The organism is Kitasatospora sp. NPDC058478 (assembly GCF_042720345.1).
Taxonomy (GTDB): Bacteria; Actinomycetota; Actinomycetes; order Streptomycetales; family Streptomycetaceae; genus Kitasatospora.
This window is the reverse complement of the sequence record NZ_JBHXML010000032.1, coordinates 52,613-72,979: the sequence shown is the minus strand read 5'-3', so window position 1 is coordinate 72,979 and position 20,367 is coordinate 52,613. Positions and strand designations below refer to the sequence as shown.

Genomic DNA, 20,367 nt, shown 5'->3' with positions numbered 1-20,367 from the left:
GGTCGCCACCGAGGCTACGGCGCCCCGTCGCCCTGCCGTCGATCGGTGGGCAAACCTTCACCCAAATTGGCTATGCCACACGGAAGTTCCGCATCCGGACGTGGACCGGCCGAGGTGAGACAGGGCCGAATGTCCGCAGCCGGGCGGCCCACCGACCACCGGCCGCCCCGTGACCCGAGCCCGGACGAGTCCGGACGAACACGGCGAGCAGCAGGGGCTCTCCCGGGCGCAGGTTTCGATCGATCAGCGCGTGCATGCCGTCTCACGCCCCCTGATCGAGACGCGAGCATCACATATCGTATGCGTATCGCTACCGTTGGAATATGACGCACTCTCGAGTCCGCAGTCTCCTCGTTCGTGGGGTCGTGGCCTTCGTGCTCCTGGCTGCGCCCCTTGGGGCGCGGGCCGCAGCCGCACCCAGTACGGGCGAGGACGCGCGGCCCGTCATCAGAAACCTGGCCCGCGGTGACCGTGACCTGCTGCAGCAGGCGGTGGACGCCCAACTCGCCGCGAGCAAGAACGGTAAGCAGACCGCCGCCAACGAGATCACCTACCCGGACGGGGCGGTGGTGGTCCTGCCGCTGCCCGGGGAGGCGCAGGCTCCCCCGTGGAGCGGGGACCACCACCGCCGGTCCGCCAGGGGCGCGGACTGGAAGAAGTGCCCGGCCCCGACCAGCGAACCCTCCTACTACTGCTTCTACGCGGACAAGAACTGGGGTGGCAGGAGGCTGCAGTTCAACCTCTTCCACGAGGACAAGCCGGTGTACTTCGCCGACTACGGGTTCCGCGACCAGACCAGTAGCTGGGTCAACACCGCCCGCGGCCTGGAGGTGATCGTGGACAACGACCCGGGCGACGGCCAGTGGCAGATGCTCTGGAAGGAGCCGCCGGAGTCCCTGTCCGCGTCGGTCGGCTTCGACAACGCGGCCGACCGTTTCTGGGCGGTTCGTCAGTAGCCCTACCGGGCACCGGCCGAGGCGGGAGGGGAGATCGTGCCCGCGGTGACCGGCTCCGGCGTGACCGTGATGTAGGTCGGGGCCGGAGCGGTCTCCCGGGCACGGGCCGTGTACCAGCCGGCGCCGAACGCGAGGATTCCGATCAGGAGGCCTGCGAGGGCCATGGTGACGTACTGCTGCTTCATGAACCCAAGGGTAGAGCTCTCGTGGTCAACTCCCGTGCCGCCACGGCACGATGGGCCCCTCTCGCGTCAACCACGCTTGACGCGAGAGGGGCCCATCATTCCGCGGGAGCCTCCGCCGGGGAGGAAGGCCAATGCCCGAAGGCGCGTGACCGGGCGCTTCGGCGAACCTACGCGGTCAGCGCCGCCGCCTCCGGGGCCGGTTCGAGATCGCCCGGAGTCCACGAGCGCCGGAACTCCCCGATGGTGGCCCGGAGTACGACTATCAGCGCCAGCAGCATCAGCACGCCGTTGGCCGGCATGGACAGGTACGGTGACACGCTGGGGGCGATGAACTTGAGGTAACTGCCGAAGGACGACAGCTGGACCAGGACCGGCACGTACCAGAGCCGCCGGGGCAGTTGGAAGGCGATGATCACGCTGATCACGTCCGCCACGTAGAAGTAGCGCTCGTGCATGGACGGCAGCAGGAACGGCACCGCGATCGCGAAGACGGCGGCCAGCAGCAGGAGCCCCGTGTCGGTGAGCTTGGCCCGTCCCTCCCGTACTGTCGGTCCGTTCTCCAGGGCCGCCGCCCCGCCGGCGCGGCGGATGGCCCAGACCGCCAGCCCGATCAGCACCAGCACCAGCGCGCCCGCGACCAGCACACCTGCGTGCCGTACGGGGTCCTGCTCCTCGTACGGCACCGAGACGAACTGGTAGACCGACGGCGCGTTGAGCGTGAGGTCCTTGTACGTGTCCGGCTGCCGGGCGTACACCGTCAGCAGCTGCCACGGGTCGGAGCCGAGCAGGACGGCGGGGATGTCGAGCGCCACGTACACCGCCGGAAGGGCCAGCAGGCTTCGCCACGGGATCCGTCGCGCCAGCACCAGGACGAGCAGGAGCGGGAACAGGAAGATCGCCTGGAGCTTGAACGCCAGCGCGATCCCGAAGAACGAGCAGGCCCACCAGGGCCGGTCGCGCAGGATGTGGTAGACGCCGCCGACCAGGAAGGTCGTGAAGATCGCGTCGGCCTGGCCCCACCAGCCGCTGTTGGTCACGACCGTGGGGAGGAAGAGGACGATCACCGCCGCGCCGAGGGCCCGCCAGGGCTGCTGCGGCGACCGCAGGGAGACGATGCGGAACGTGTAGTACGCCAGCGCCAGGTCGAACAGGATCGAGATGCACTTGATCCCCGTCAGCGCGGCCACCGGAAGGTAGGTGAGCGCGGCCATCAGGTACAGGTAGGGGACGTTGTAGTCCGAGAAGCCGGTGCCGCTGAGAGCGTGGAACCCGCCGTTGTTCGCGATGTACTGGTACCAGGGCCCGAGGAAGTAGTAGAAGTCCGTCGACTCGTTGTCCAGCATCAGGATGCGGACCGAGAGCGCGGCCATCACCGCCGCCATCGCGGCCAGAATCAGGACCGTCGGGTCGGCCGTGCTCTGACGCGGCTCCTCGGCGGTTATCTCGGACATCGGTCTCCATTCGGGTCGGCGGTGCGGTGGGCCGGCCGGGGTGCGTGCCGTGGGTCGGGCGGCGAGGCCGGTACCGCGGCCCTCCGCGGGGGAGCCCCGTCCGCAGGGCGGCAGCCGGACCGGAAAGCCCTCCGCGCCCCACCCCTAGATCCGCCCCCGTGGCCCGTTCCCGTGATCCGTTCCCGCGGGCCGGCCCCGACGGTGGCATCCGGCAGGTGGCGCGCGAACGGGCGGATCCGCCCCCGGCCGATCATAGGCGCCCGGGTCCACCGGCACTCTGCTGGCCCCGGACCCGTCAGGGCACGGAGAAGGGCAGACCCGGGCGGCGCGGACGACGCCGGCCCCGGGGGCAACCGCAGGGGTGGGGCAGGCACGGAGCCGGACGGGATCGACGTGGCTGCCGGGGCCCCGTGCGAGTCATCCGTGCGGGTCAGGGGCGGCCGAGGGCGCGGAAGGTCCAGCCGGCAGCGCGCCAGCGGGCGGCGTCGAGGGTGCCTCGGGCGTCGATGACCCGGGGGACGGCGATGTGCCGGGCGAGGTCGGCCGGGTCGGCGTCGGAGTACTGGGGCCAGTCGGTCAGGTGCAGCAGCAGTTCGGCGCCGGTGATGGTCTGGGTGGGGTCGTCGGCGTAGTCGAGCCGGGGGTAGGCCCTGCGGGCGTTGTCCACGGCGGCGGGGTCGTGGACGGTGACCTCGGCGCCGGCCCGCCGGAGGGCGTCGGCGACGGCCAGGGCCGGGGAGTCGCGGATGTCGTCGGTGTTGGGCTTGAACGCGGCGCCCCAGACCGCGATCCGCTTGCCGGTCACGGCGTTGCCGAGGGCTTCGCGGGCGAGTTCGACGGTGTGCTCGCGCCGGCGCCGGTTGATCGCCGCGACCTGGCGGAGCAGGCCGGTGTCGGCGCCGAGCTCTTCGGCGCGGTAGGTGAACCCGGCCAGGTCCTTGGGCAGGCAGCCGCCGCCGAACCCGAGGCCGGGCCGCATGCCCTCGGCGCCGATCCGGTGGTCGTGGCCCAGGGCGAGGACGATCTGCCGGACGTCGGCGCCGGTCAGCTCGCAGAGCTCGGCCATCGCGTTGATGAAGGAGATCTTGGTGGCGAGGAAGGCGTTCGCGGCGCCCTTGATCAGCTCGGCCGTCGCGATGCCGGTGACGATCAGCGGGGAGCCGGCGGCCAGGATGTCGGCGTAGACCCGCCGGAAGGCGGCTTCGCTGCCGGTGTCGCCGTCCTCGACGCCGAGCACGATCCGGTTCGGCTCCAGGGTGTCCAGGAGGGCGAACGACTCGCGCAGGAACTCCGGCGACCAGGCCAGGCCGACGCTCACCCCGGCGCGGAGGTGCTCGTCCAGGGTCTGCCGCAGTTCCGTGACCGTGCCGACCGGGACGGTCGATTTGCCGATGATCACCGCGCCGTCGCCGAGCCGGGGGGCCAGGCGCCGCACGGCGGTGTGGAGGTGGGTGAGGTCGTAGGCGCCGCTGCCGTCCCGCTGCGGGGTGCCGACGCCCAGGAAGTGGACGTCGGCGAAGTCGGCGGCCTCCGCGTAGGAGGAGGTGAAGCGGAGCCGTCCGGTGGCGGTGTGCTCGGCGAGCAGGTCGTCCAGGCCGCGCTCGGTGAACGGGGCCTGGCCCTTGTTCAGCGCGTCGACCTTGTCGGTGTCGGTGTCCATGCCGAGGACCTGGTGGCCGAGCTCGGCCATCGCGGCGGCGTGGGTCGCGCCGAGGTAGCCGCAGCCGATCACGGTGAGCTTCACGAACGTGTCCTTTCGAAGGGGCGGGCGGCGTCCGCGCCGGCCGGTCCTGCGATTCCGCACATCTGGTTGTCACCCTTGCGCGTGAATCGGTGGTGGCCCTGCCGGGAGGAGGCTTCCCAGGCCCCGGCGGAGGCCCGGAACACCAGGCAACCGCCTGGCAGCCGCTGCGGGCAGGGCTCGCAAGGGGGCTCACAAATCGCGCATCCGATTCACCGTGAGCGACGAATGCCCTACCCTCGGTGATCCGGCCTCAGGTGCCGGGCCTGCGACTTCTCGTGGCCGGTCGCGGACGACTCCCCGCGCCCGTGCGGGGACCGATTGAGGGGGACGCCGTGGCGTCGACCACCTGCCGGACCAAGCCGCCGAACGACGCGCTGGCCCGGATGATCGACAAGTGCGAGGGCGCCAGCCGCAAATCGCTGGCCCACCGGGTGAACGAGCTCGCCCACGAAGCCGGGCTGACCACGACCTATACGCACACGTCCGTTGCGAACTGGACGGCGCGCGGCATGGTTCCGGACTGGCCCGTGCCGAAGCTGCTGGCCCGGGCGATCGGCGAGCGGCTCGGCCGGCCCGTGGGACTCGGCGAGATCGGTATGGCCGATGCCGGGACACCGGACGCCGCGATGGGGTGGGATTTCCCGAGGGACCCCGCCGAGGCCGTGCGTACGGCCACTTCGTTCTGGAGCAGCGTGAACCGCCGAGACTTCCTCACCGGTGCGGGCTTCGCCGTCTCCGCGTTCACCACCCCGGTCACCCGCTGGCTGGTCACCCCCGCCGACGACACCGCCGCCCACCGCGGCCGCGGCCGGGTCGGCGCCGCCGACCTCGCCGAACTGCGGGACGCCGCCGACGACGCCCGGCGCTGGGACTCCAGGTACGGCGGCGGGAACTGGAAGGCCAACTCCGTCACCGCCTGCCTCCGGGAACGCGCGGTCCCGCTCCTGAACGGCTCCTTCAGCGACGAGGTCGGACGGCAACTGTTCTCCGCGACGGCCGAGTTGTCCCGCCTGGCAGGCTGGACGGCCTTCGACGTCGGCCGACACGACGTCGCTCAACGGCACTTCATCCAGGCTCTCCGCCTGGCCCGGGCCGGCGGCGACGTCCAGCTCGGCTGCTATGTCCTGGCCACGATGGCGATGCAGACTCTGCTGAGGGGATTCGCGAGCGAGGCCATCGACATGGCCCAGGGCGCCTTCGAGCGGGCCAGGGGCCGGGCAGCCCCCAGGGTGCTCGCGTTCACCAAGCTCATCGAGGCCCGGGCCCACGCCCGGGACGACGACGCCCGGGCCGCCTCCGCCGCGCTCGCTGCCTCCGAGAGCCTGCTCGACCAGGCCCACGACGGCGCCGAGGAGCCGGCGTGGATCGACTTCTACCACCACGCCCGGCTCTCGGCCGACGCCGCCGAGATCTTCCGCGACCTGAGGAACCCCGAGGCCGCCCTCGCGTGGAACGCGCAGGCTGCCGCCATGCCGCCCGGGGTGTTCACCCGCTCGGTCGGGATGCGGCTGGCCATCGTCGGCACCGCCCACCTCCAGAGCAAGGACCTGGACCAGGGCCTCGCGCTCGGCCACCAGGCCGTCGACATCCTCGCCCGCGTCCAGTCCAGCCGGGCCAAGGACTACGTCCGCGAGTTCAACACCGCGCTCACCCCTTGGCGCCGCGAGCCGCGGGTCGTCGAGTTCCTCCGGCGGACCGGCAAGGAACTCGGCGTCGCGGCGTAGGGCGAGAGGCGGCGCGGCCGGGTCAGGCGCCCGGGTGGGAGGCTGCCCAGCCGTGTTCGAGCAGGGCGAAGGCCTCGTCGGCGGCTCGGCGCGGTTCGACGTGCCGCAGGATGAGGCTGCGGCTCTCAAGGGCGAAACGGGCGAGGGCGGCGCAGCTGACGTCGTCCTCGGGGGCGGCGACGGCCTCGGCGATGGCTCGGGCCAGGGCGGTTTCGTGGCGCGTCCACATGCGGTGGGCGTAGTCGCGCAGTGCGGGGGTCTCCTGGACCATGCGCGTGAAGTCGGCGAACCGCGGGTCCGCGGTGTGGACGGCGAACTGGGTCTGTGTCAGCAGGAGGTGCTCGCGCAGTGCCTGCGGGATCGACGTGCCGGGGGTGCGTTCGCGTACGGCGGCGACGAGTGCTGCTTCGATGTCGTCCTCCTGGTCGAAGACCAGGGCTTCCTTGCCGGAGAAGTGCTTGAACAGGGTGGTCACCGAGACGTCGGCGGCGTCGGCGACGTCCTTGACGCCGACCTGGTCGTAGCCGTGTTCGAGGAAGAGGTCGAGTGCGGCGTCGGCCAGGGACTGGCGGGTCTGGGCCTTCTTGCGCTCGCGGCGCCCGGTCGGTTCGGTCACGTGCCCACCATATCGGCGAAGTGCATCCGCTGCAAAAGTTTAGTCGTTGCGCTTATTTAGCGAGTGTGCTTTCTTGGTGATGTCAGGCCTCCCAGCGGCCCACCCACCTCCCCGAGGGGTACTCCCATGAACTCTGCCCGCAATCCCCGTGACCCCCGCCATCCCCGCATCGCGATCGTCGGCGCCGGCCTCGGCGGCCTCACCTGCGCCCGGGTCCTGCAGCAGTACGGCCGCTCCGTCACCGTCTTCGAGCGCGAGGCATCCGCCGGCGCCCGCCCGCAGGGCGGCACCCTCGACCTGCACGCCGACACCGGCCAGGCCGCCCTGCGCGCGGCGGGGCTCCTCGACCGGTTCCACGCCCTCGCCCGCCCCGAAGGAGATGCGTGGCGCGTGCTCGACTTCGCCACCGCCGCGCTCGTGGCGCAGCAGGGGCCTTCCGCCGACGGTGGCCGGCCGGAGATCGACCGCGGCCAACTGCGCGGCCTGCTCCTGGACTCGATCGCCGAGGGCGCGGTGCGATGGGACCGCGCCGTCAGCGGGGTCACCCCGCTGACGGACGGCACCTGCCGGCTGCGCTTCGGTGACGGCACCGCCGAGGACTTCGACCTGGTGGTCGGCGCCGACGGCGCCTGGTCGCGCGTCCGCCCGGCCCTGTCGCCCGCCGTACCCCGCTACACCGGTGTCACCTTCGTCGAGACCGGATTCGACCACTGCGACACCCGCCACCCCGACCTCGCGCGGCTGGTCGGCAACGGTTCGATGCTGGCGAAGGGCGCCGGCAGGTCCCTGGTCGCCCAGCGCAACAGCAACGGCCACATCCGCGCTTACATAGCGCTGCGCGTGCCGGAGGACTGGCACACGGCCGCCGGTATCGACCTCGGCGACCAGCGGGCCGTGCGGACGCACCTGCTGAGGACGTTCGACGGCTGGGACGAGAGCCTGCGCTACGTCCTGCGCAACAGCGACAGCGGGTTCGTCAGCCGGCCCCTGTTCGTCCTGCCCGCCCCGCACACCTGGCAGCGCGTTCCCGGCGTCACGCTGCTCGGCGATGCCGCGCACCTGATGCCCCCGGTCGGACTGGGCGCCAATCTCGCCATGCTCGACGGCTCCGACCTCGCCCACGCCCTCGCCACCGAACCCGGCGTCGACGACGCCGTCCGCGCCTACGAGAGCATCATGCTGCCGCGCTCGATCGAGGCCGCGACGGGCAGCGCACAGGGACTCGACCACCTCGTTCCCTCGACGGCCCCCTGACCCGACTCCACTCGGGCTCTGACTGTCTTCGCTCAGGGACCTGGTGTTCGGGCACTCGCGGCTGGAGTCGTCCAGGGCGGGTCGAGCGACTGTCGGCTTCCACGGGCTGTCCGGGCTGTCCGGTCCCTTTGGTCGCTTTGGTCGCTGCGTATTTACGCAGGTCAGGGCGGCGACAGGGACTGAAGCGACTGAGGCCGGGGATTGGGTGCACGTTGTCGCCCGGCGCGGAGAGTCCACCGTGGGCGCGGTTTGAACGTGGTGTCAGGCAACGGGTCGTCCGTTGCCGAACAGCTGTCCGGTGGGCCCGTCGGCGCCGAGGGTGGCGGCTCGGACGATGTCGCGGGCGCTTTCGGCGGCAGGGCGGTCGGTTGCGTCGTCGCCGCGTTCGGGGTGGGTGGCGGTGTTGCCGGGGTCGACGGCGTTGACGAGGATCGGGGTGTGCGCCAGGTCCCGGGCGAGCACCGTGGTCAGGGCGTTGAGCATGTACTTGGCCATCGAGTAGGCCGGGGCGCGCAGCGCCGCGCCGAGGTCGAGGCCGGTGGCGATCTGCTGGGCGGACAGGCTTGAGACGTTCACGATCCGGGCTGCGGGCGCGGCGGTCAGCAGCGGCAGCATCGCCTGGGTCAGGGCCCACGGGCCGATCACGGTGACTTCCAGTGCGGTGCGCACCGCATCCATGTCGGCCTCCATCGCGGACAGGACCTGGAAGTCGGGCATGGCGCTGGCGTTGTTGACCAGGACGTCGAGGTGGCCGAAGGCCTGGGCGAGGTGGTCGGCCGCTTCGTGCATGCTGACGCGGTCGGACAGGTCCAGGCGCAGGGCGGTGGCCGCGTGCCCGTCCCGGCGCAGTCGGTCGGCCAGCGGCTCTGCCGTGGAGTGGTCGCGGGCGGTGAGGACGACGTGGTAGCCCTGTTCGGCGAGTTCGCGGGCGACGGCGAAGCCGAGTCCGGCCGGGCGGCTGGTTCCGGTGACGAGTGCGGTCCTGGTGGCCATGGCGGGTGTTCCCCTTTCAGGTGGCTTGAACAGTTGCTCGCTTGAGCTTGCACCGCGACGTCGGAGCTGTCACCGGGCACCTGTATGTTGATCACCCGCCGACCCCGTCGGTGTCCCGTCCCGGGGTGTCGACGTGCGGGTCCGGCCTGGGGTGGTGGTCGCTTCGCGGAAATCGGGTCGCTGTCGTCGGGGGATCAGGAGATCCTTTGGCGTCGAGGCTGAACAGCCGCTCATCATCTCAAGTGCCTGAAGGATTTTGCATGACCGTTCCTGCCCCGCCCGACAGCCCGCGGTCCGCCGAGGAGCCGGCCGACACCAACGCATGGGCGGCGCCGAGCCCGGGTCAGGGTCAGGGCGAGGCCACGGCGCCCGCCGCCACCGCTGCCGCACCCCCTGCCGCGGCTCCGAACGTCCCGTACTGGCCGCCGTACGCGTACCCGATGCCGGCGCCGCAGCCCCGCAACGGCCTGGGCACCGCGGCCATGGTGCTCGGGATCGTCGGTGGCGTCCTCAGCCTGGCCGTCATCTTCTTCTGGCTGTCCTGGCTGCCGGCCCTGCTCGCCGTGGTCTTCGGCGCCATCGGGCTGGGCTACGTCCGCAAGGGCCTGGCGACCAACCGGGCGATGGCGCTCGCGGGCGTGATCCTGGGCATTTCCGGTCTGCTGGTCTCGGTCGGCGCCGGGGTGTTCGTCGTGACGCGGGTGCAGGCGGCCAACGAGGAGCGGTGGGCGGACGAGAACGCCGCTCGCGCCCGCGCCGATGCCGCGACCCGGGCCGCCAACGAGCGGGTGGCGAAGGAGCGGGAGCGGATCGAGGCCGAGCGGAAGAGGGTCGAGGCCGAGCAGGAGATGGCGGCCGCGGACGAGCGGGCCCGGCGTCTGTCGTTCGGTCAGTCCTACACGTACGGGGACGGGCTGAAGGTCACGATGGCCGCGCCGACGCCGTACGTTCCGAGCGACAGCGTGTCGGGGACTCCCAAGAACGCCAAGGTCATCCAGGTGCGGATCACCGTCGTCAACACCGGGTCGGAGGAGGCCTCGCTCGACGGGTCGGGGCTGCCCACCATCAGGGACGCCAAGGGCAACCTCGTCTTCACACTGATCGACGGAAGCGGACGGATGAAGATCCTCAAGGGCTCGCTGGCCCCGGGCGAGGAGGCCACCGGTCTGACGGCGTACGCCCTGCCGGGCAGCGCGGCCGACCGGTTCTCCGCCCAGTTCGACTACGGTCTCGGGCGGCTGCGCAAGGACGTCATCTGGTCCGGCTCCCCGAGCTGACCCGGGGCCGCTCCCGCCGGAGATCAGGGTGGGGCGAGGTCTCGGACCCGGATCGTCCGAGGCCGGGGCGCGGCACGTGCCGCGCCCCGGCCAAGTGTCGAGGGAGCCTCAGAGGTTGAAGCGCATGACCATTCGACTTCCCGGGAGGCTGCTGATGGTCCCGCTGTCGCAGTCCGTGATGTCGGCCCCCGGGTAGAGGGTGCCGGTGACGGTGGCGCCGGGCAGGACGGTGCTGTCGAGGGAGACCGTGCCGTTGAGGCTGTTGGCGATCTGGTTCTTCGAGGGGTCGCCCTCGACGCGTTGCATGCCCGAGGTGTTGATGGTGGAGGTGCCGGCCGGGTTGCCGTTCGCGTCGACCCAGTCGACGACGATGGTGCCGGTGAGCTGGCCGATCTGCTTGCAGGCGAGGGTCGCCGACCCGGTGACGGAGACCGATCCGGCGGACAGGGCGGGGCCGCCGTTCTTCGTCAGGCACCTGTCGATGGCGCCGTTGTTCATGGACAGGTCGACCGCAGCGGGGGTGTCCGTGATCGGCTGGGTGCTGTTGACCGTACCCTCCGCGGAGCACATGAGCCGGAGCAGGGGGTTGGCCCGGGTTTCGGCGACCCCGTTGGCCCCGTCGGTCACGGCCGGGGTGTCGGCGGCCGAGGCGGGGGCGGGCTGCTGGAGGAGCACGGCCGAGGTGGCGGCCACGGCGGCCAGGGCGAGCGGGACGGCGGCCAGGCGCCACCGGCGGGGCCTGGACGGCGCTGCTTCCCGCGTCGGCACGGGGTCGGAGTCCCAGGAGTGCGAAGGCATGGTGTTCCTGTTCTGTGAAGTCGGGCGGCTGAGGGGGTCAGAGGAGGCTGGAGAACTGGGCGTCGTGCTTCGCGGTGAGGCTGCTCAGGCCGTTGGAGCAGTGGCTGATGTCGCTGGTGGGCTCGAAGGTGGCGAGGACGCCGGCGAGCGGCAGGACCTTGCTGCCGAGGGACACCGTGCCGTCGCTCGAGTTGAGGATGTCCCCGCGCGCGGGGTCGCCTTCGACGTCCTGTGCGCCGTTGGTGGTCACGGTGGAGGTTCCGACGACGCTGCCGGTCTGGTTCAGTCCGCTGTACCAGGTGATGGTCTCGGTGCCGCTGAACGTACTGGGGGAGGAACACGAGAGCGTGCCGGTGCCGGCGAAGGTCAACGTCGCCGACAGGACGTTCGTGGGCCCGCCGTTCTCGGCGAAACACTCGTCGAACGTGCCGACCCAGGAGAGGGACACGGTTGCGGGGGTGTTCGTGATCGGCGCGCTGCTGCTGCCGACGGCCTGCCCGGAGCAGGTGAGCTTGGTCAGGAGCGTGTCGCGGTGGCCGGTGGACTCGCTGGCGGCGGCCGGGGTGGGGGTGGCCTGCTGGAAGAGCAGGCCGGCACCGGCGGCTGTGGCGACCAGGGCGAGCGGGACGGTCGCGAGACGCCACCGCCGGACCGAGAGTTTTCTGGTGTGCGGCCCGGACGGTGTGCCTGGGACGGTGGGTCGAGCTCCCATAATGCTCTCCTTTGTTTAGGTACGAACTGCTGATGTCAGAATCACCACCAGTGGGGCTCCGTGCGATCCGAGCGGGGCTGGATTCGCCTTTACGGTGCGATATTGATCCGACTGTCGCAGCGCACGGTCGAACTCCTCCAGCGTTGTCTTTTTGCTACTGAAGATCGTGAACAATCTTTACTATCGGGCAGTCGGGGGATACCGGCGCGTGCTTGCCAGGTCTTCCCTCGGCGTCGGGTTACGTTCTGCGGCAGACCTTTTCAGCGCTGGCCCGTCGGGCCGCCCGACGGACAAGGGGAGAACCCCATGCTGCCCAGTCGACCCCTCCTGCCCGGCTTTCCGGGTAGGGAGCACTGGTGGCGCGAGGAGGAATCCGGATTGCACTACGTCGACCACGGATCCGGCGACGTCGTGCTCATGCTGCACGGAAACCCGACGTGGGGATATCTGTGGCGGCGTCTGATCGCCGCGCTGGCCGGGGACTTCCGCTGCATCGTGCCGGACCAGTTGGGCATGGGGCTCTCCCAGCGCAGGACCGGTGCCGGTCCGATCCCGCTCGCGGAGCGGCTGGAGCACCTCGACGCGCTGGCGGCCCACCTGATCGAGCAGCGTCGGGCGCCGTCGGCGGGCTGGACCCTGGCGGTACACGACTGGGGAGGGCCGATCGGCCTGGCCTGGGCGAGGCGGCACCCCGGGTTGGTCACGAAGCTGGTCGTGCTGAACAGCGTGGGTTTCCGCTGGCCCGAGGGCTACCGACTGCCGCGATCGCTGGCCCTGCTGCGCGACGTCCGGCCGCTCGGCGAGGCGGCGCACCTGCTGAACGTCTTCCCCCGGGCGGCGCTGCGGGTCGGGGTGGTCCGGCCGCTGCCCGCCGAAGTCCGCTCCGCCTACCTGCGGCCGTACCGCAGCGCGTGGCAGCGCCGCGCGGTGCGGGACTTCCTGCGGCAGATTCCGCGCGCTGGCGAGGACCCCGCCTGGTCCCTGGTCGATCCCGGCGGCGACAGCGCCGACCTCGCCGGGCTGCCGGTGTTCATCGGCTGGGGCCTGCGCGACCCGGTGTTCACCCCGCTCGTCCTGCGGGAGTGGCGGCGCAGGCTCCCGCACGCCGAGGTGCACGCCTTCGCCGACGCGGGCCACTTCGTCCTGGAGGACGCCGGCGAGTCCCTGACCGGGCCGCTTCGGCGCTTCCTGTCCACGCGATGACGAACCATCACGGAGAGGTACCCATGCCCTCGCCCCACAGCAGGATCAGTCTCGTGCGGGTCCATGTCCCCGAGGCCCGTCAGAGTTCCCGCGAGATCGAGGAGGAACTGCGCCGGCAGAGCCCAGGGGCCGCGCTGCCGGCGGGACTGCTGGAGCACATGTTCGGGCTGCGCGAGCGGTGCGTGGCCGCGCCGGGGGAGCTGCCCTCGGACCTGGCGGCCCGGGCGGGTGCCGCCGTCCTGCGCGACGCCGGCCTCCCGCCCGAGGCGATCGACCTGCTCGTCTACACCGGGATCACCAAGGACCTCGACGAGCCGGCGACCGCGAACGTGGTGGCCGCCAAACTCGGTGTCACGGCACCGGTCTTCGATCTGATGAACGCCTGCAACGGCGTGCTCAGCGCGTTGGAGAGCGTGGACGCGCTGATCAGGCTCGGTTCCTACCGGCGGGTGCTGGTGGTCACCGGGGAGACGCCCAGCCGGATCACCCGCTGGCGCGTTCCGGACCGCGGTCGGCTCGCATCGGCACTGGCCAGTCTCACGCTGGGCGACATGGGGGCGGCCGTGCTGGTGGAGGCGAGCGAACGGCCCGGCATCCTCGGCAGCCGGTTCTTCGCCAACCCGGCCGCGTGGCCGAGTGCGGTACTGCGCAGCCCGTACGCCACCGGCCGGATGCACGAGTTGGACGTCGACGACGCCGCGTTGACGGCCTCCTTCGCGGAGCTGCGGGAACAGGCCTTCAAGGCCGCGGGCGAGCTGATCGATTCCGTGGCCGACTGCGCGCTGTTCTGCGTCCACCAGCCCTCGGTGGCCATGGCCCGCGACCTCTGCTCATCTGCCGGCATCCCCGCCGAGGCCGTGATCTCCACCTTTCCCGACTACGGCAACGTCGCCACCGCCACCATCCCGCTGCAGCTGGCACTCGCGCAGGAGCAGGGCCGGCTGCACGAGGGCGATCTGGTGGGGATCCTCGGCCTGGCCAGCGGTACCAGCCTCGGCGTCATGGCCCTGCGGTGGTGAGCGCGGTCCCCGGGGCGACCAAGGAGCAGGACGCCTGGCCGGAGACGCTCGCCGCCCACCTGGCCGGCTGGGCCGGCCTGCAGCCGGACCGCACCGCGCTCGTCTGGCCCGCTCCGCGCGGTCGTTGGCACACCGTCGACTTCGCGACGCTGGAGGCCGCCTGCCGGGCGCGCATCCGCGAACTGCGCGAGGCGGGCGTCGGCGCCGGGCAGAAGGCCGTGGTGATGGCCCGCGACCCGTACGACCTGGTGACCACCGTGTACGGGCTGCTCGCCCTCGGTGCGGTGCCGGTGCTGATCGACCCGGCGCTGCCCCGTCCGGCGCTGCGGGCCTGTCTGGACGAGACGCGGCCCGAGGTGTTCATCGGCGACCCGCTCGCCCAGCTGGCCCGGCTGCTGCTCGGCTGGGCCCGCCCGCACGTCACCGTCTCGCTGCTCACGGGCCGTCGACCGCGCGCGCCCAGGCCGGAGCCCGACCAGCCGGAGCCGCCGTGGCCGAGCCCGCCGCCCGCGGCCTCGCTCGCGCTGATCGCCTTCACCTCCGGCTCCACCGGAGCGCCCAAGGGCGTGGAGTACGAGCACCGGCAGCTGGCCGCCCAGGTCCGCTCCCTCGCCGGGCTGCTGGGGCTGGGCCCGGGGGAGGTACTGCTCGCCGGGTTCCTGCCCTTCGCCCTGTTCGGGCCCGCCACGGGCGCCACCACCGTCGTCCCGGCCGTGAACCACCTCAGACCGGCCCGCACCCGGGGCGCCGACCTGGCGCGGGCCGTCACCGAACACTTCACCTCGGTGGTGTGCGCCTCCCCGGCGGTGCTGCGGGCCCTGGCCGGGGAGTGCGAGCACGGCCGACTGTCGCTCGCCCCGGTGCGGCTGGCCTGTTCCTTCGGCGCCCCGCCGTCCGAACGGCTGGTGCGTGCGCTGCGCCGGGCGCTGCCGGAGGAGGCGACGCTGCTCAGCGCGTACGGCGCCACCGAGTGCCTGCCGGTCAGCGTGATCGACAGCACCGAACTGGCCGCCGCGCACGCGGAACCGCGGCACGCCCACCGCGGGGTCTGCCTGGGCCGCCCGGTGCCCGGCATCGCGGCCCACATCCTGGTGCCGGTCGGCCCCGTGTCATACAACAGGCCGGTTCCACAAGGGAGTTACGGAGAGATCACGGTCGGCGGCCCGCAGGTCAGTCGGGCCTACCACGCTCGCCCGGGAGCGAACGCGGCCGCCAAGGTCGGCACCGGCGAGGACGTGCTGCACCGCACCGGCGATCTCGGCTGGCTCGACGAGAGCGGCCGGCTGTGGTTCCTCGGGCGCTCCGCGCACCGGGTGCACGGAGCCGGGTTCGCACTCGACACCGCCGTGGTCGAGCGGATCGCCGACGCGGTGCCCGGTATCGGCCGCACCGCGCTGATCGGACTCGGGCCGGCCGGCCGTCAACGACCGGTGCTCTGCGTGGAGTTGGCGCCCTCGGCGGCCAACTCGGCGACGGCCGTCCTCCAGGGGCTTCGGCACGCCCTGTCGGCGGTGCCGGGCGGCCACCGGATCGCCGCCGTCCTGCTCCACCGCCGGCTGCCCACCGACCCGAGGCACAACTCGCGCGTCGACCGCGACCGCCTCGCCCGCTGGGCCCGCCGCCGGCTGAGCCGACGACGCCCGGGCGGCGTGCTGGGAGGCGGGCGATGAGGGTCCTGGTCACCGGGGGCAGCGGCTTCCTCGGCCTGGAGCTGTGCCGCCGCCTCACCGGGCGCGGCGACGAGGTGGTCTCGCTGAACCGCCGCCGGAGCCCGGAGCTGGAGCGGCTCGGGGTCCGCCAGCACCTGGGCGACATCGCCGACCCGCGTACCGTCCGGCGGGCCCTCGCCGGGTGCGAGGCGGTGATCCACAACGCGGCCCTGGCCGGCGTCCGGGGCCCCGAGCGGCCGTACCGCGCGGTCAACGTGGACGGCACCCGGCACGTGCTGACCGCCTGCCGCGCCCTCGGCATCCGCCAACTGGTCTATACCTCCACCGCGAGCGTGGCCTTCACCCCCGAGGGCGTCACGGGAGCGGACGAGTCCCTGCCCGGGCCCCGGCACCACTCGGCCGCCTACCCCCGTACCAAGGCCGAGGCCGAGGCGGCCGTCCTCGCCGCCAACGGCCCGGACCTGGCCACCACGGTGCTGCGGCCCCACCTGATCTGGGGGCCCGGCGACCCGCACTTCCTGCCCGCCCTGCTGCGGGCGACCGAAACCGGGCGACTGCTGATGCCGGGCCGCGGCACCAACCTCGTCGACACCTGCCACCTCTCCACCGCGGCCCACGCCCACCTGCTCGCGCTGGACCGGCTGCGACCGGGCCACCCGGCGGCCGGGCAGGCCTACTTCATCGCCCAGGGCGAACCGCGACCCCTGCGCGAGGTGGTGGCCAGGCTCCTCGCCGCAGCCGGACGCCGCGCGAGCTGGCGCCCGGTGCCCTACCCCGTCGCCCTGGCCGCCGCCGTACTGGCCGACGCCACCACGACGGTGCTCCGCCGCCACACCGACCACGGCCTCAGCCGGTTCCTGCTCCACCAGCTCACCCGGCCGCACTGGTTCGACCTCACGTCGGCCCGGCGCGACCTCGGCTTCGAGCCGCCCACCACGTTCGACCAGGCCATGGCCGAGCTGACCCGTCACCACCGCACCACCGGCGGCTGAGCCCGCCCCCTCACACTCCGGAAAGGAACCACCGCTATGGACACGACGCTCTCCGTGGACGACGTCTGCGACACCGCCCAGACCCTGCTCGTCGAGCGGTTCGGCGTATCCGCCGACGCCATCAGCCCCGACGCCACGTTCGAGGAGATGGACGTCGACTCGCTCGCGCTGGCCGAGTTCGCCTTCGTGCTCCAGGACGAGTTCGGCATCCTGATCAGCCAGGAGGACGCCGACCGGCAGAGCACGCTCATCGACGTCGCCCGGATCGTCCAGGCCCGACTCGGCGACGCGACCGAACCGGTCGCGTGAACCGCCCCGAGATCGCCGTCACCGGCCTGGGGCTGGTCACCCCGGCCGGGTTCGGCGCTGAGGAGACCTGGCAGCGGGTCTGCGCCGGCACACCCACCGCGTCACCGGACCCGGACCTCGACGCCGCCCCGGTGGCGTTCTCCTGCCGCATCCCCGCCATGGACCTGGACACGGCGGTCGGGCGCAAGAAGGCCTGGCGGATCGGACGGTTCAGCAAGCTCGCGCTGCTCGCGGCCCGGGAGGCCGTCCAGAACGCGGGACTGGACACCGGCGGGTGGGACGGCGCCCGGGTCGCCGTCGTGCTCGGGGTGGGCTTCGGCGGCGCGCCGCACTGGGAGGACCAACTGCGCCGACTCCACCAGCGCGGGCCGGCCCACGTCTCGCCGACGGTGATCCCGATGGTCATCGGCAACATGGCCGTCGGCGAGGTGGCCCAGGAGTTCGGCGCGCGCGGCCCCACGCTCGCCTGCGCCACCGCCTGCGCCTCCGGTGCCACGGCGCTGGCCATCGCCCACGACCTGCTGGTCGCGGGGTCCTGCGACATCGTCCTGGCCGGTGGCGCCGAAGCCGCCCTCAGCCCGCTGGTGGCGACCGGGTTCCACCGGATGGGCACCCTGTCGGCACGCGGGCACGACGTACCGGGCGCCTCCCGGCCGTTCGCCGCCGACCGGGACGGCTTCGTCCTGGCCGAGGGCGCCGCCGTGCTCGTCCTGGAGCGCGCCGCGGACGCGAGGGCGCGCGGCGCCCGGGCGCGCGCCGTGCTCGCCGGACACGGCGCCAGCAACGACGCCCACCACCCGACCGCGCCGCCCCAGGGCGCCGCCGGTGCGGAACAGGCGCTGCGCACGGCGCTGCGCAGCGCGGGCCTGGGCGCCGGCGACATCGGCCACGTCAACGCCCACGGCACCTCCACCCCACTCAACGACGCCGCCGAGGCCGGCCTGATCGCTCGCGCCCTGCCGCACCAGCCCAGCGTCACCGCCCCCAAGGGCGTGCTCGGCCACAGCCTCGGCGCGGCCGGCGCGATCGAGGCGGCGCTCACCGTGCTGACCATCGAACGCGGGCTGGTGCCGCCGATCGCAAACCTCACCCCCGACATCGCCGAGTTCGACATCGACTGCGTCACCGGGACGGCGCGCCGGCAGCGCATCGACGCGGCGCTCAGCCACTCCTTCGGCTTCGGAGGCCACAATGTCGTCCTCGCCCTGCGCCGGGACTGACCCCCGGGCGGGTACGGTCCGAGCCACCCCGGCGCCGCCCGACGGCACCGGGGCCCGGCTCGGCGCACTCGTCGCCCGCCACCGCTGGGCGGTGCTGTGGACCACCGCCCTGCTGCTGGCCGTCGCCGCGGTCGTCGGGGCCGGGCTGCCCGCGCGGCTGTCCCACGGCGGCTTCACCAACCAAGGGGCCGAGTCCAGCCGGGCGCTCGAAGCCATCGAGCACCACTACAACGCGGGCGGGACCAGCACGATCGTGGTCTTCCGCAGCGAGACCCTCACCGTGGACGACCTGGAGTTCGGCGAAGCCGTGCGCTCCGCGCTCGCCGAGGTGCCCAGATCCGTGCTGACGGGTGCCCAGCACTACTGGAACACCGGCAAGCGGGAACTCCTCTCCACCGACGGGCACGCGGCCTGCGTGGTCGTCGGACTGGCCGGCACCGGCGACCAGGCCAAGACCGCCTCCTACGAGCGGCTGCGCCGGCTGCTGCACGCCGACGGACTCACCGTCGCCTACGCCGGGCAGGTCCCGCTCCAGGCCGACCTGGACCGCACCGTCGACGACGACCTCACCCGGGCCGAACTCTACGTCTTCCCCCTGCTGTTCCTGCTGCTGCTGCTCTTCTTCGGCAGCCTCGCCGCGGCCCTGCTGCCGCTGGCCGTGGCCGGCGCGAGCCTCACGCTGTCCTTCGCGGTGCTGCGCGTGCTCGCCCCACTGGTGCCGGTCAGCTACGTCACCCGCAACGTCGTCGTCATGATCGCTCTCGGGCTGTCCGTCGACTACGCCCTGTTCGTCGTCGTCCGCTTCCGGCGCGAGCTGCGCCACCGGGGCGACCCGCACCGGGCCGTGGCCGCCACCATGGCCACCGCCGGGCACACCGTGCTCTACTCCGCGACGGCCATCTCGCTCGCCGTCCTGGGCCTGACCCTGCTTCCGTTCCCCATCACCCGCTCCCTCGGCATCGGCGCCGCCGTCACCGTCGCGCTGGCCGGCGCCGTCAGCCTCACCATGCTGCCCGCCGTACTGGCCGTGCTCGGCCCGGGCGTCGAGGCCGGGTGCGTCCGGCTGCCGGGCTTCGGACGGGCCGGTCTCGGACGTGCCTGGGCGGAGGGCGAGGAGACGGGGTTCTGGTACCGGCTCGGCCGGAGCGCCGTCACCCATCCGTGGGCCTGGCTCACCGCCGCCGTCGCGATGATCGCGGTGCTGAGCGCCCCGGTCGTCGGCCTGCACCTGGCCGCGAGCGATCAGCGGACCCTGCCCGCCGGGGCGGCCAGCCGCAGAGCCCAGGAACTGCTGCACGAGGACTTCCCGGCGGCCGCGCTCGACCAACTCCAGGTCGTCGCCCACCTGCGGGACGACATCGGCGGCCAGCCGGGCAAGGCCGCACTGGCCCGCTGGCAGCAGCGGCTCGCCGGACTGCCGAACGCCCAGGACGTCCGGCTGCGCGTCAGCACCGCGCACAGCGCCATACTGACCGTCACCACCGACGCGGCTCCGGACGCTCCCGCCGCCGGGCAACTGGTGCGCGCCGTGCGGGCGCTCGACCCGCCCGACGGCGGCCGCGTCCTGGTCGGCGGACCGGCCGCGGCCAACGTCGACGTCCTGGACACCCTGAAGGCCAGGCTCCCGGCACTGGTCGGGTACCTGCTGGTGGTCACGCTCGGCCTGCTCTTCCTGGCCTTCCGGTCGCTGCTGGTCCCGCTCAAGGCGGTCATCACCACGACGATGTCCCTCGGCATCGCCTTCGCGGCCGTCACCTGGACCGTCCAGGACGGCCATGGCGCCCGGCTGCTGGGCCTCCAACCCACCGGGTACGTCGGCGCGTTGGAGGCCGCCATCATGCTGATGTTCGTCTTCGCGCTCTCCGTCGACTACGAACTCTTCCTGATCGCGCAGATCCGCGAGCTCCACCGCGGCGGCATGGACAACGCGAGCGCCGTGGTGACCGGCCTCGGGCGCACCGGCGGGCTGATCTCGGCCGCAGCGGCCCTGATCGTGCTGGTCGCCGCGGCCTTCGCGACCAGCCCCGTCGTCACCGTGAAGGAGATCGCCCTCGGTGTCCTGGTGGCCGTCGCCGTCGATGCCACCGTGGTGCGCATGCTGCTGGTCCCCGCCACCATGCGCCTGCTCGGTGAACTCAACTGGTGGGCACCGCGCTTGCGGCGGCAGGCGGCGCCCAGCGGGCCCCGTCCGGCGCCGTTGCCGGGCCTGGAAGCGGTGGAGTGAGCGCGCGAGCGGGTTCCGAG

Annotated in this window: 18 protein-coding genes; 11 read left to right on the top strand and 7 right to left on the bottom strand. The window is 72.7% G+C overall.

Translation table 11 applies throughout. The features are described from left to right. The first annotated feature begins 323 nt into the window (after positions 1–323). Positions 324–956, top strand: a complete 633-nt coding sequence (locus ACFWPT_RS19430; protein ID WP_380483037.1) for a peptidase inhibitor family I36 protein — start codon at positions 324–326, stop codon at positions 954–956. A 2-nt stretch (positions 957–958) separates the two neighbouring features. Here the strand turns inward: ACFWPT_RS19430 and ACFWPT_RS19425 are convergent, their stop codons facing one another. The 3 genes from ACFWPT_RS19425 to ACFWPT_RS19415 form a co-directional block, all read right to left on the bottom strand. Continuing rightward, positions 959–1,141, bottom strand: coding sequence for a hypothetical protein (locus ACFWPT_RS19425; RefSeq protein ID WP_063352045.1), 183 nt, complete (start codon positions 1,139–1,141; stop codon positions 959–961). A gap of 167 nt (positions 1,142–1,308) precedes the next feature. Then, on the bottom strand, positions 1,309–2,592 hold the full coding sequence (locus ACFWPT_RS19420; RefSeq protein WP_380369350.1) for a glycosyltransferase 87 family protein: 1,284 nt from the start codon (positions 2,590–2,592) through the stop codon (positions 1,309–1,311). A gap of 430 nt (positions 2,593–3,022) precedes the next feature. Then, positions 3,023–4,336 carry a UDP-glucose dehydrogenase family protein gene (locus ACFWPT_RS19415; protein ID WP_380483034.1) on the bottom strand — a complete coding sequence of 438 codons (1,314 nt, stop codon included), beginning with the start codon at positions 4,334–4,336 and terminating at the stop codon, positions 3,023–3,025. 332 nt (positions 4,337–4,668) lie between these two features. On the opposite strand from ACFWPT_RS19415, the gene ACFWPT_RS19410 reads away from it, so the two are divergent. Then, on the top strand, positions 4,669–6,060 hold the full coding sequence (locus ACFWPT_RS19410; RefSeq protein ID WP_380483032.1) for a sporulation protein: 1,392 nt from the start codon (positions 4,669–4,671) through the stop codon (positions 6,058–6,060). Between the two features lie 22 nt (positions 6,061–6,082). On the opposite strand, the gene ACFWPT_RS19405 is transcribed toward ACFWPT_RS19410, so the two are convergent. Next, complete coding sequence (locus tag ACFWPT_RS19405) at positions 6,083–6,676, bottom strand: TetR/AcrR family transcriptional regulator (protein WP_380483030.1); 594 nt, start codon at positions 6,674–6,676, stop codon at positions 6,083–6,085. 126 nt (positions 6,677–6,802) lie between these two features. Between ACFWPT_RS19405 and ACFWPT_RS19400 the strand changes: the two genes are divergently transcribed. Beyond that, positions 6,803–7,930, top strand: coding sequence for an FAD-dependent oxidoreductase (locus ACFWPT_RS19400; RefSeq protein ID WP_380483028.1), 1,128 nt, complete (start codon positions 6,803–6,805; stop codon positions 7,928–7,930). A gap of 261 nt (positions 7,931–8,191) precedes the next feature. Here ACFWPT_RS19400 and ACFWPT_RS19395 read toward each other — a convergent pair whose 3' ends face one another. Continuing rightward, positions 8,192–8,923 carry an SDR family NAD(P)-dependent oxidoreductase gene (locus ACFWPT_RS19395; protein WP_380483026.1) on the bottom strand — a complete coding sequence of 244 codons (732 nt, stop codon included), beginning with the start codon at positions 8,921–8,923 and terminating at the stop codon, positions 8,192–8,194. Between the two features lie 260 nt (positions 8,924–9,183). On the opposite strand from ACFWPT_RS19395, the gene ACFWPT_RS19390 reads away from it, so the two are divergent. After that, entirely contained in the window at positions 9,184–10,200 is a 1,017-nt protein-coding gene (locus ACFWPT_RS19390) for a DUF4190 domain-containing protein (RefSeq protein ID WP_380483024.1), read from the top strand. 108 nt (positions 10,201–10,308) lie between these two features. Here ACFWPT_RS19390 and ACFWPT_RS19385 read toward each other — a convergent pair whose 3' ends face one another. Both ACFWPT_RS19385 and ACFWPT_RS19380 read right to left on the bottom strand, forming a co-directional pair. Beyond that, positions 10,309–10,998 (bottom strand): hypothetical protein, encoded by a 690-nt coding sequence (locus tag ACFWPT_RS19385; RefSeq protein ID WP_380369331.1) that lies wholly within the window; start codon positions 10,996–10,998, stop codon positions 10,309–10,311. A 37-nt stretch (positions 10,999–11,035) separates the two neighbouring features. Further along, positions 11,036–11,710 (bottom strand): hypothetical protein, encoded by a 675-nt coding sequence (locus ACFWPT_RS19380; RefSeq protein WP_380483022.1) that lies wholly within the window; start codon positions 11,708–11,710, stop codon positions 11,036–11,038. 378 nt (positions 11,711–12,088) lie between these two features. On the opposite strand from ACFWPT_RS19380, the gene ACFWPT_RS19375 reads away from it, so the two are divergent. The 7 genes from ACFWPT_RS19375 to ACFWPT_RS19345 are packed head-to-tail and all read left to right on the top strand — an operon-like array spanning position 12,089 to position 20,347. Continuing rightward, positions 12,089–12,913 (top strand): alpha/beta fold hydrolase, encoded by an 825-nt coding sequence (locus tag ACFWPT_RS19375; RefSeq protein ID WP_380483020.1) that lies wholly within the window; start codon positions 12,089–12,091, stop codon positions 12,911–12,913. A gap of 23 nt (positions 12,914–12,936) precedes the next feature. Continuing rightward, positions 12,937–13,932 carry a 3-oxoacyl-ACP synthase III family protein gene (locus ACFWPT_RS19370; RefSeq protein WP_380483018.1) on the top strand — a complete coding sequence of 332 codons (996 nt, stop codon included), beginning with the start codon at positions 12,937–12,939 and terminating at the stop codon, positions 13,930–13,932. Next, a complete protein-coding gene (locus ACFWPT_RS19365; RefSeq protein ID WP_380483016.1) occupies positions 13,929–15,602 on the top strand; it encodes an AMP-binding protein in 1,674 nt (557 codons plus the stop codon). Before ACFWPT_RS19370 ends, ACFWPT_RS19365 begins: the two co-directional genes overlap by 4 nt. Continuing rightward, the gene (locus ACFWPT_RS19360; RefSeq protein WP_380483014.1) at positions 15,599–16,594 is read left to right on the top strand and encodes an NAD-dependent epimerase/dehydratase family protein; all 996 of its coding nucleotides are present in this window, start codon (positions 15,599–15,601) and stop codon (positions 16,592–16,594) included. The genes ACFWPT_RS19365 and ACFWPT_RS19360 overlap by 4 nt, the downstream gene beginning before the upstream one ends. A gap of 36 nt (positions 16,595–16,630) precedes the next feature. After that, entirely contained in the window at positions 16,631–16,903 is a 273-nt protein-coding gene (locus ACFWPT_RS19355; RefSeq protein WP_079136475.1) for an acyl carrier protein, read from the top strand. Next, positions 16,900–18,123, top strand: coding sequence for a beta-ketoacyl-[acyl-carrier-protein] synthase family protein (locus tag ACFWPT_RS19350; protein WP_380369311.1), 1,224 nt, complete (start codon positions 16,900–16,902; stop codon positions 18,121–18,123). The genes ACFWPT_RS19355 and ACFWPT_RS19350 overlap by 4 nt, the downstream gene beginning before the upstream one ends. After that, positions 18,095–20,347 carry an MMPL family transporter gene (locus tag ACFWPT_RS19345; protein ID WP_380483011.1) on the top strand — a complete coding sequence of 751 codons (2,253 nt, stop codon included), beginning with the start codon at positions 18,095–18,097 and terminating at the stop codon, positions 20,345–20,347. The genes ACFWPT_RS19350 and ACFWPT_RS19345 overlap by 29 nt, the downstream gene beginning before the upstream one ends. The last annotated feature ends 20 nt before the right edge of the window (positions 20,348–20,367 follow it).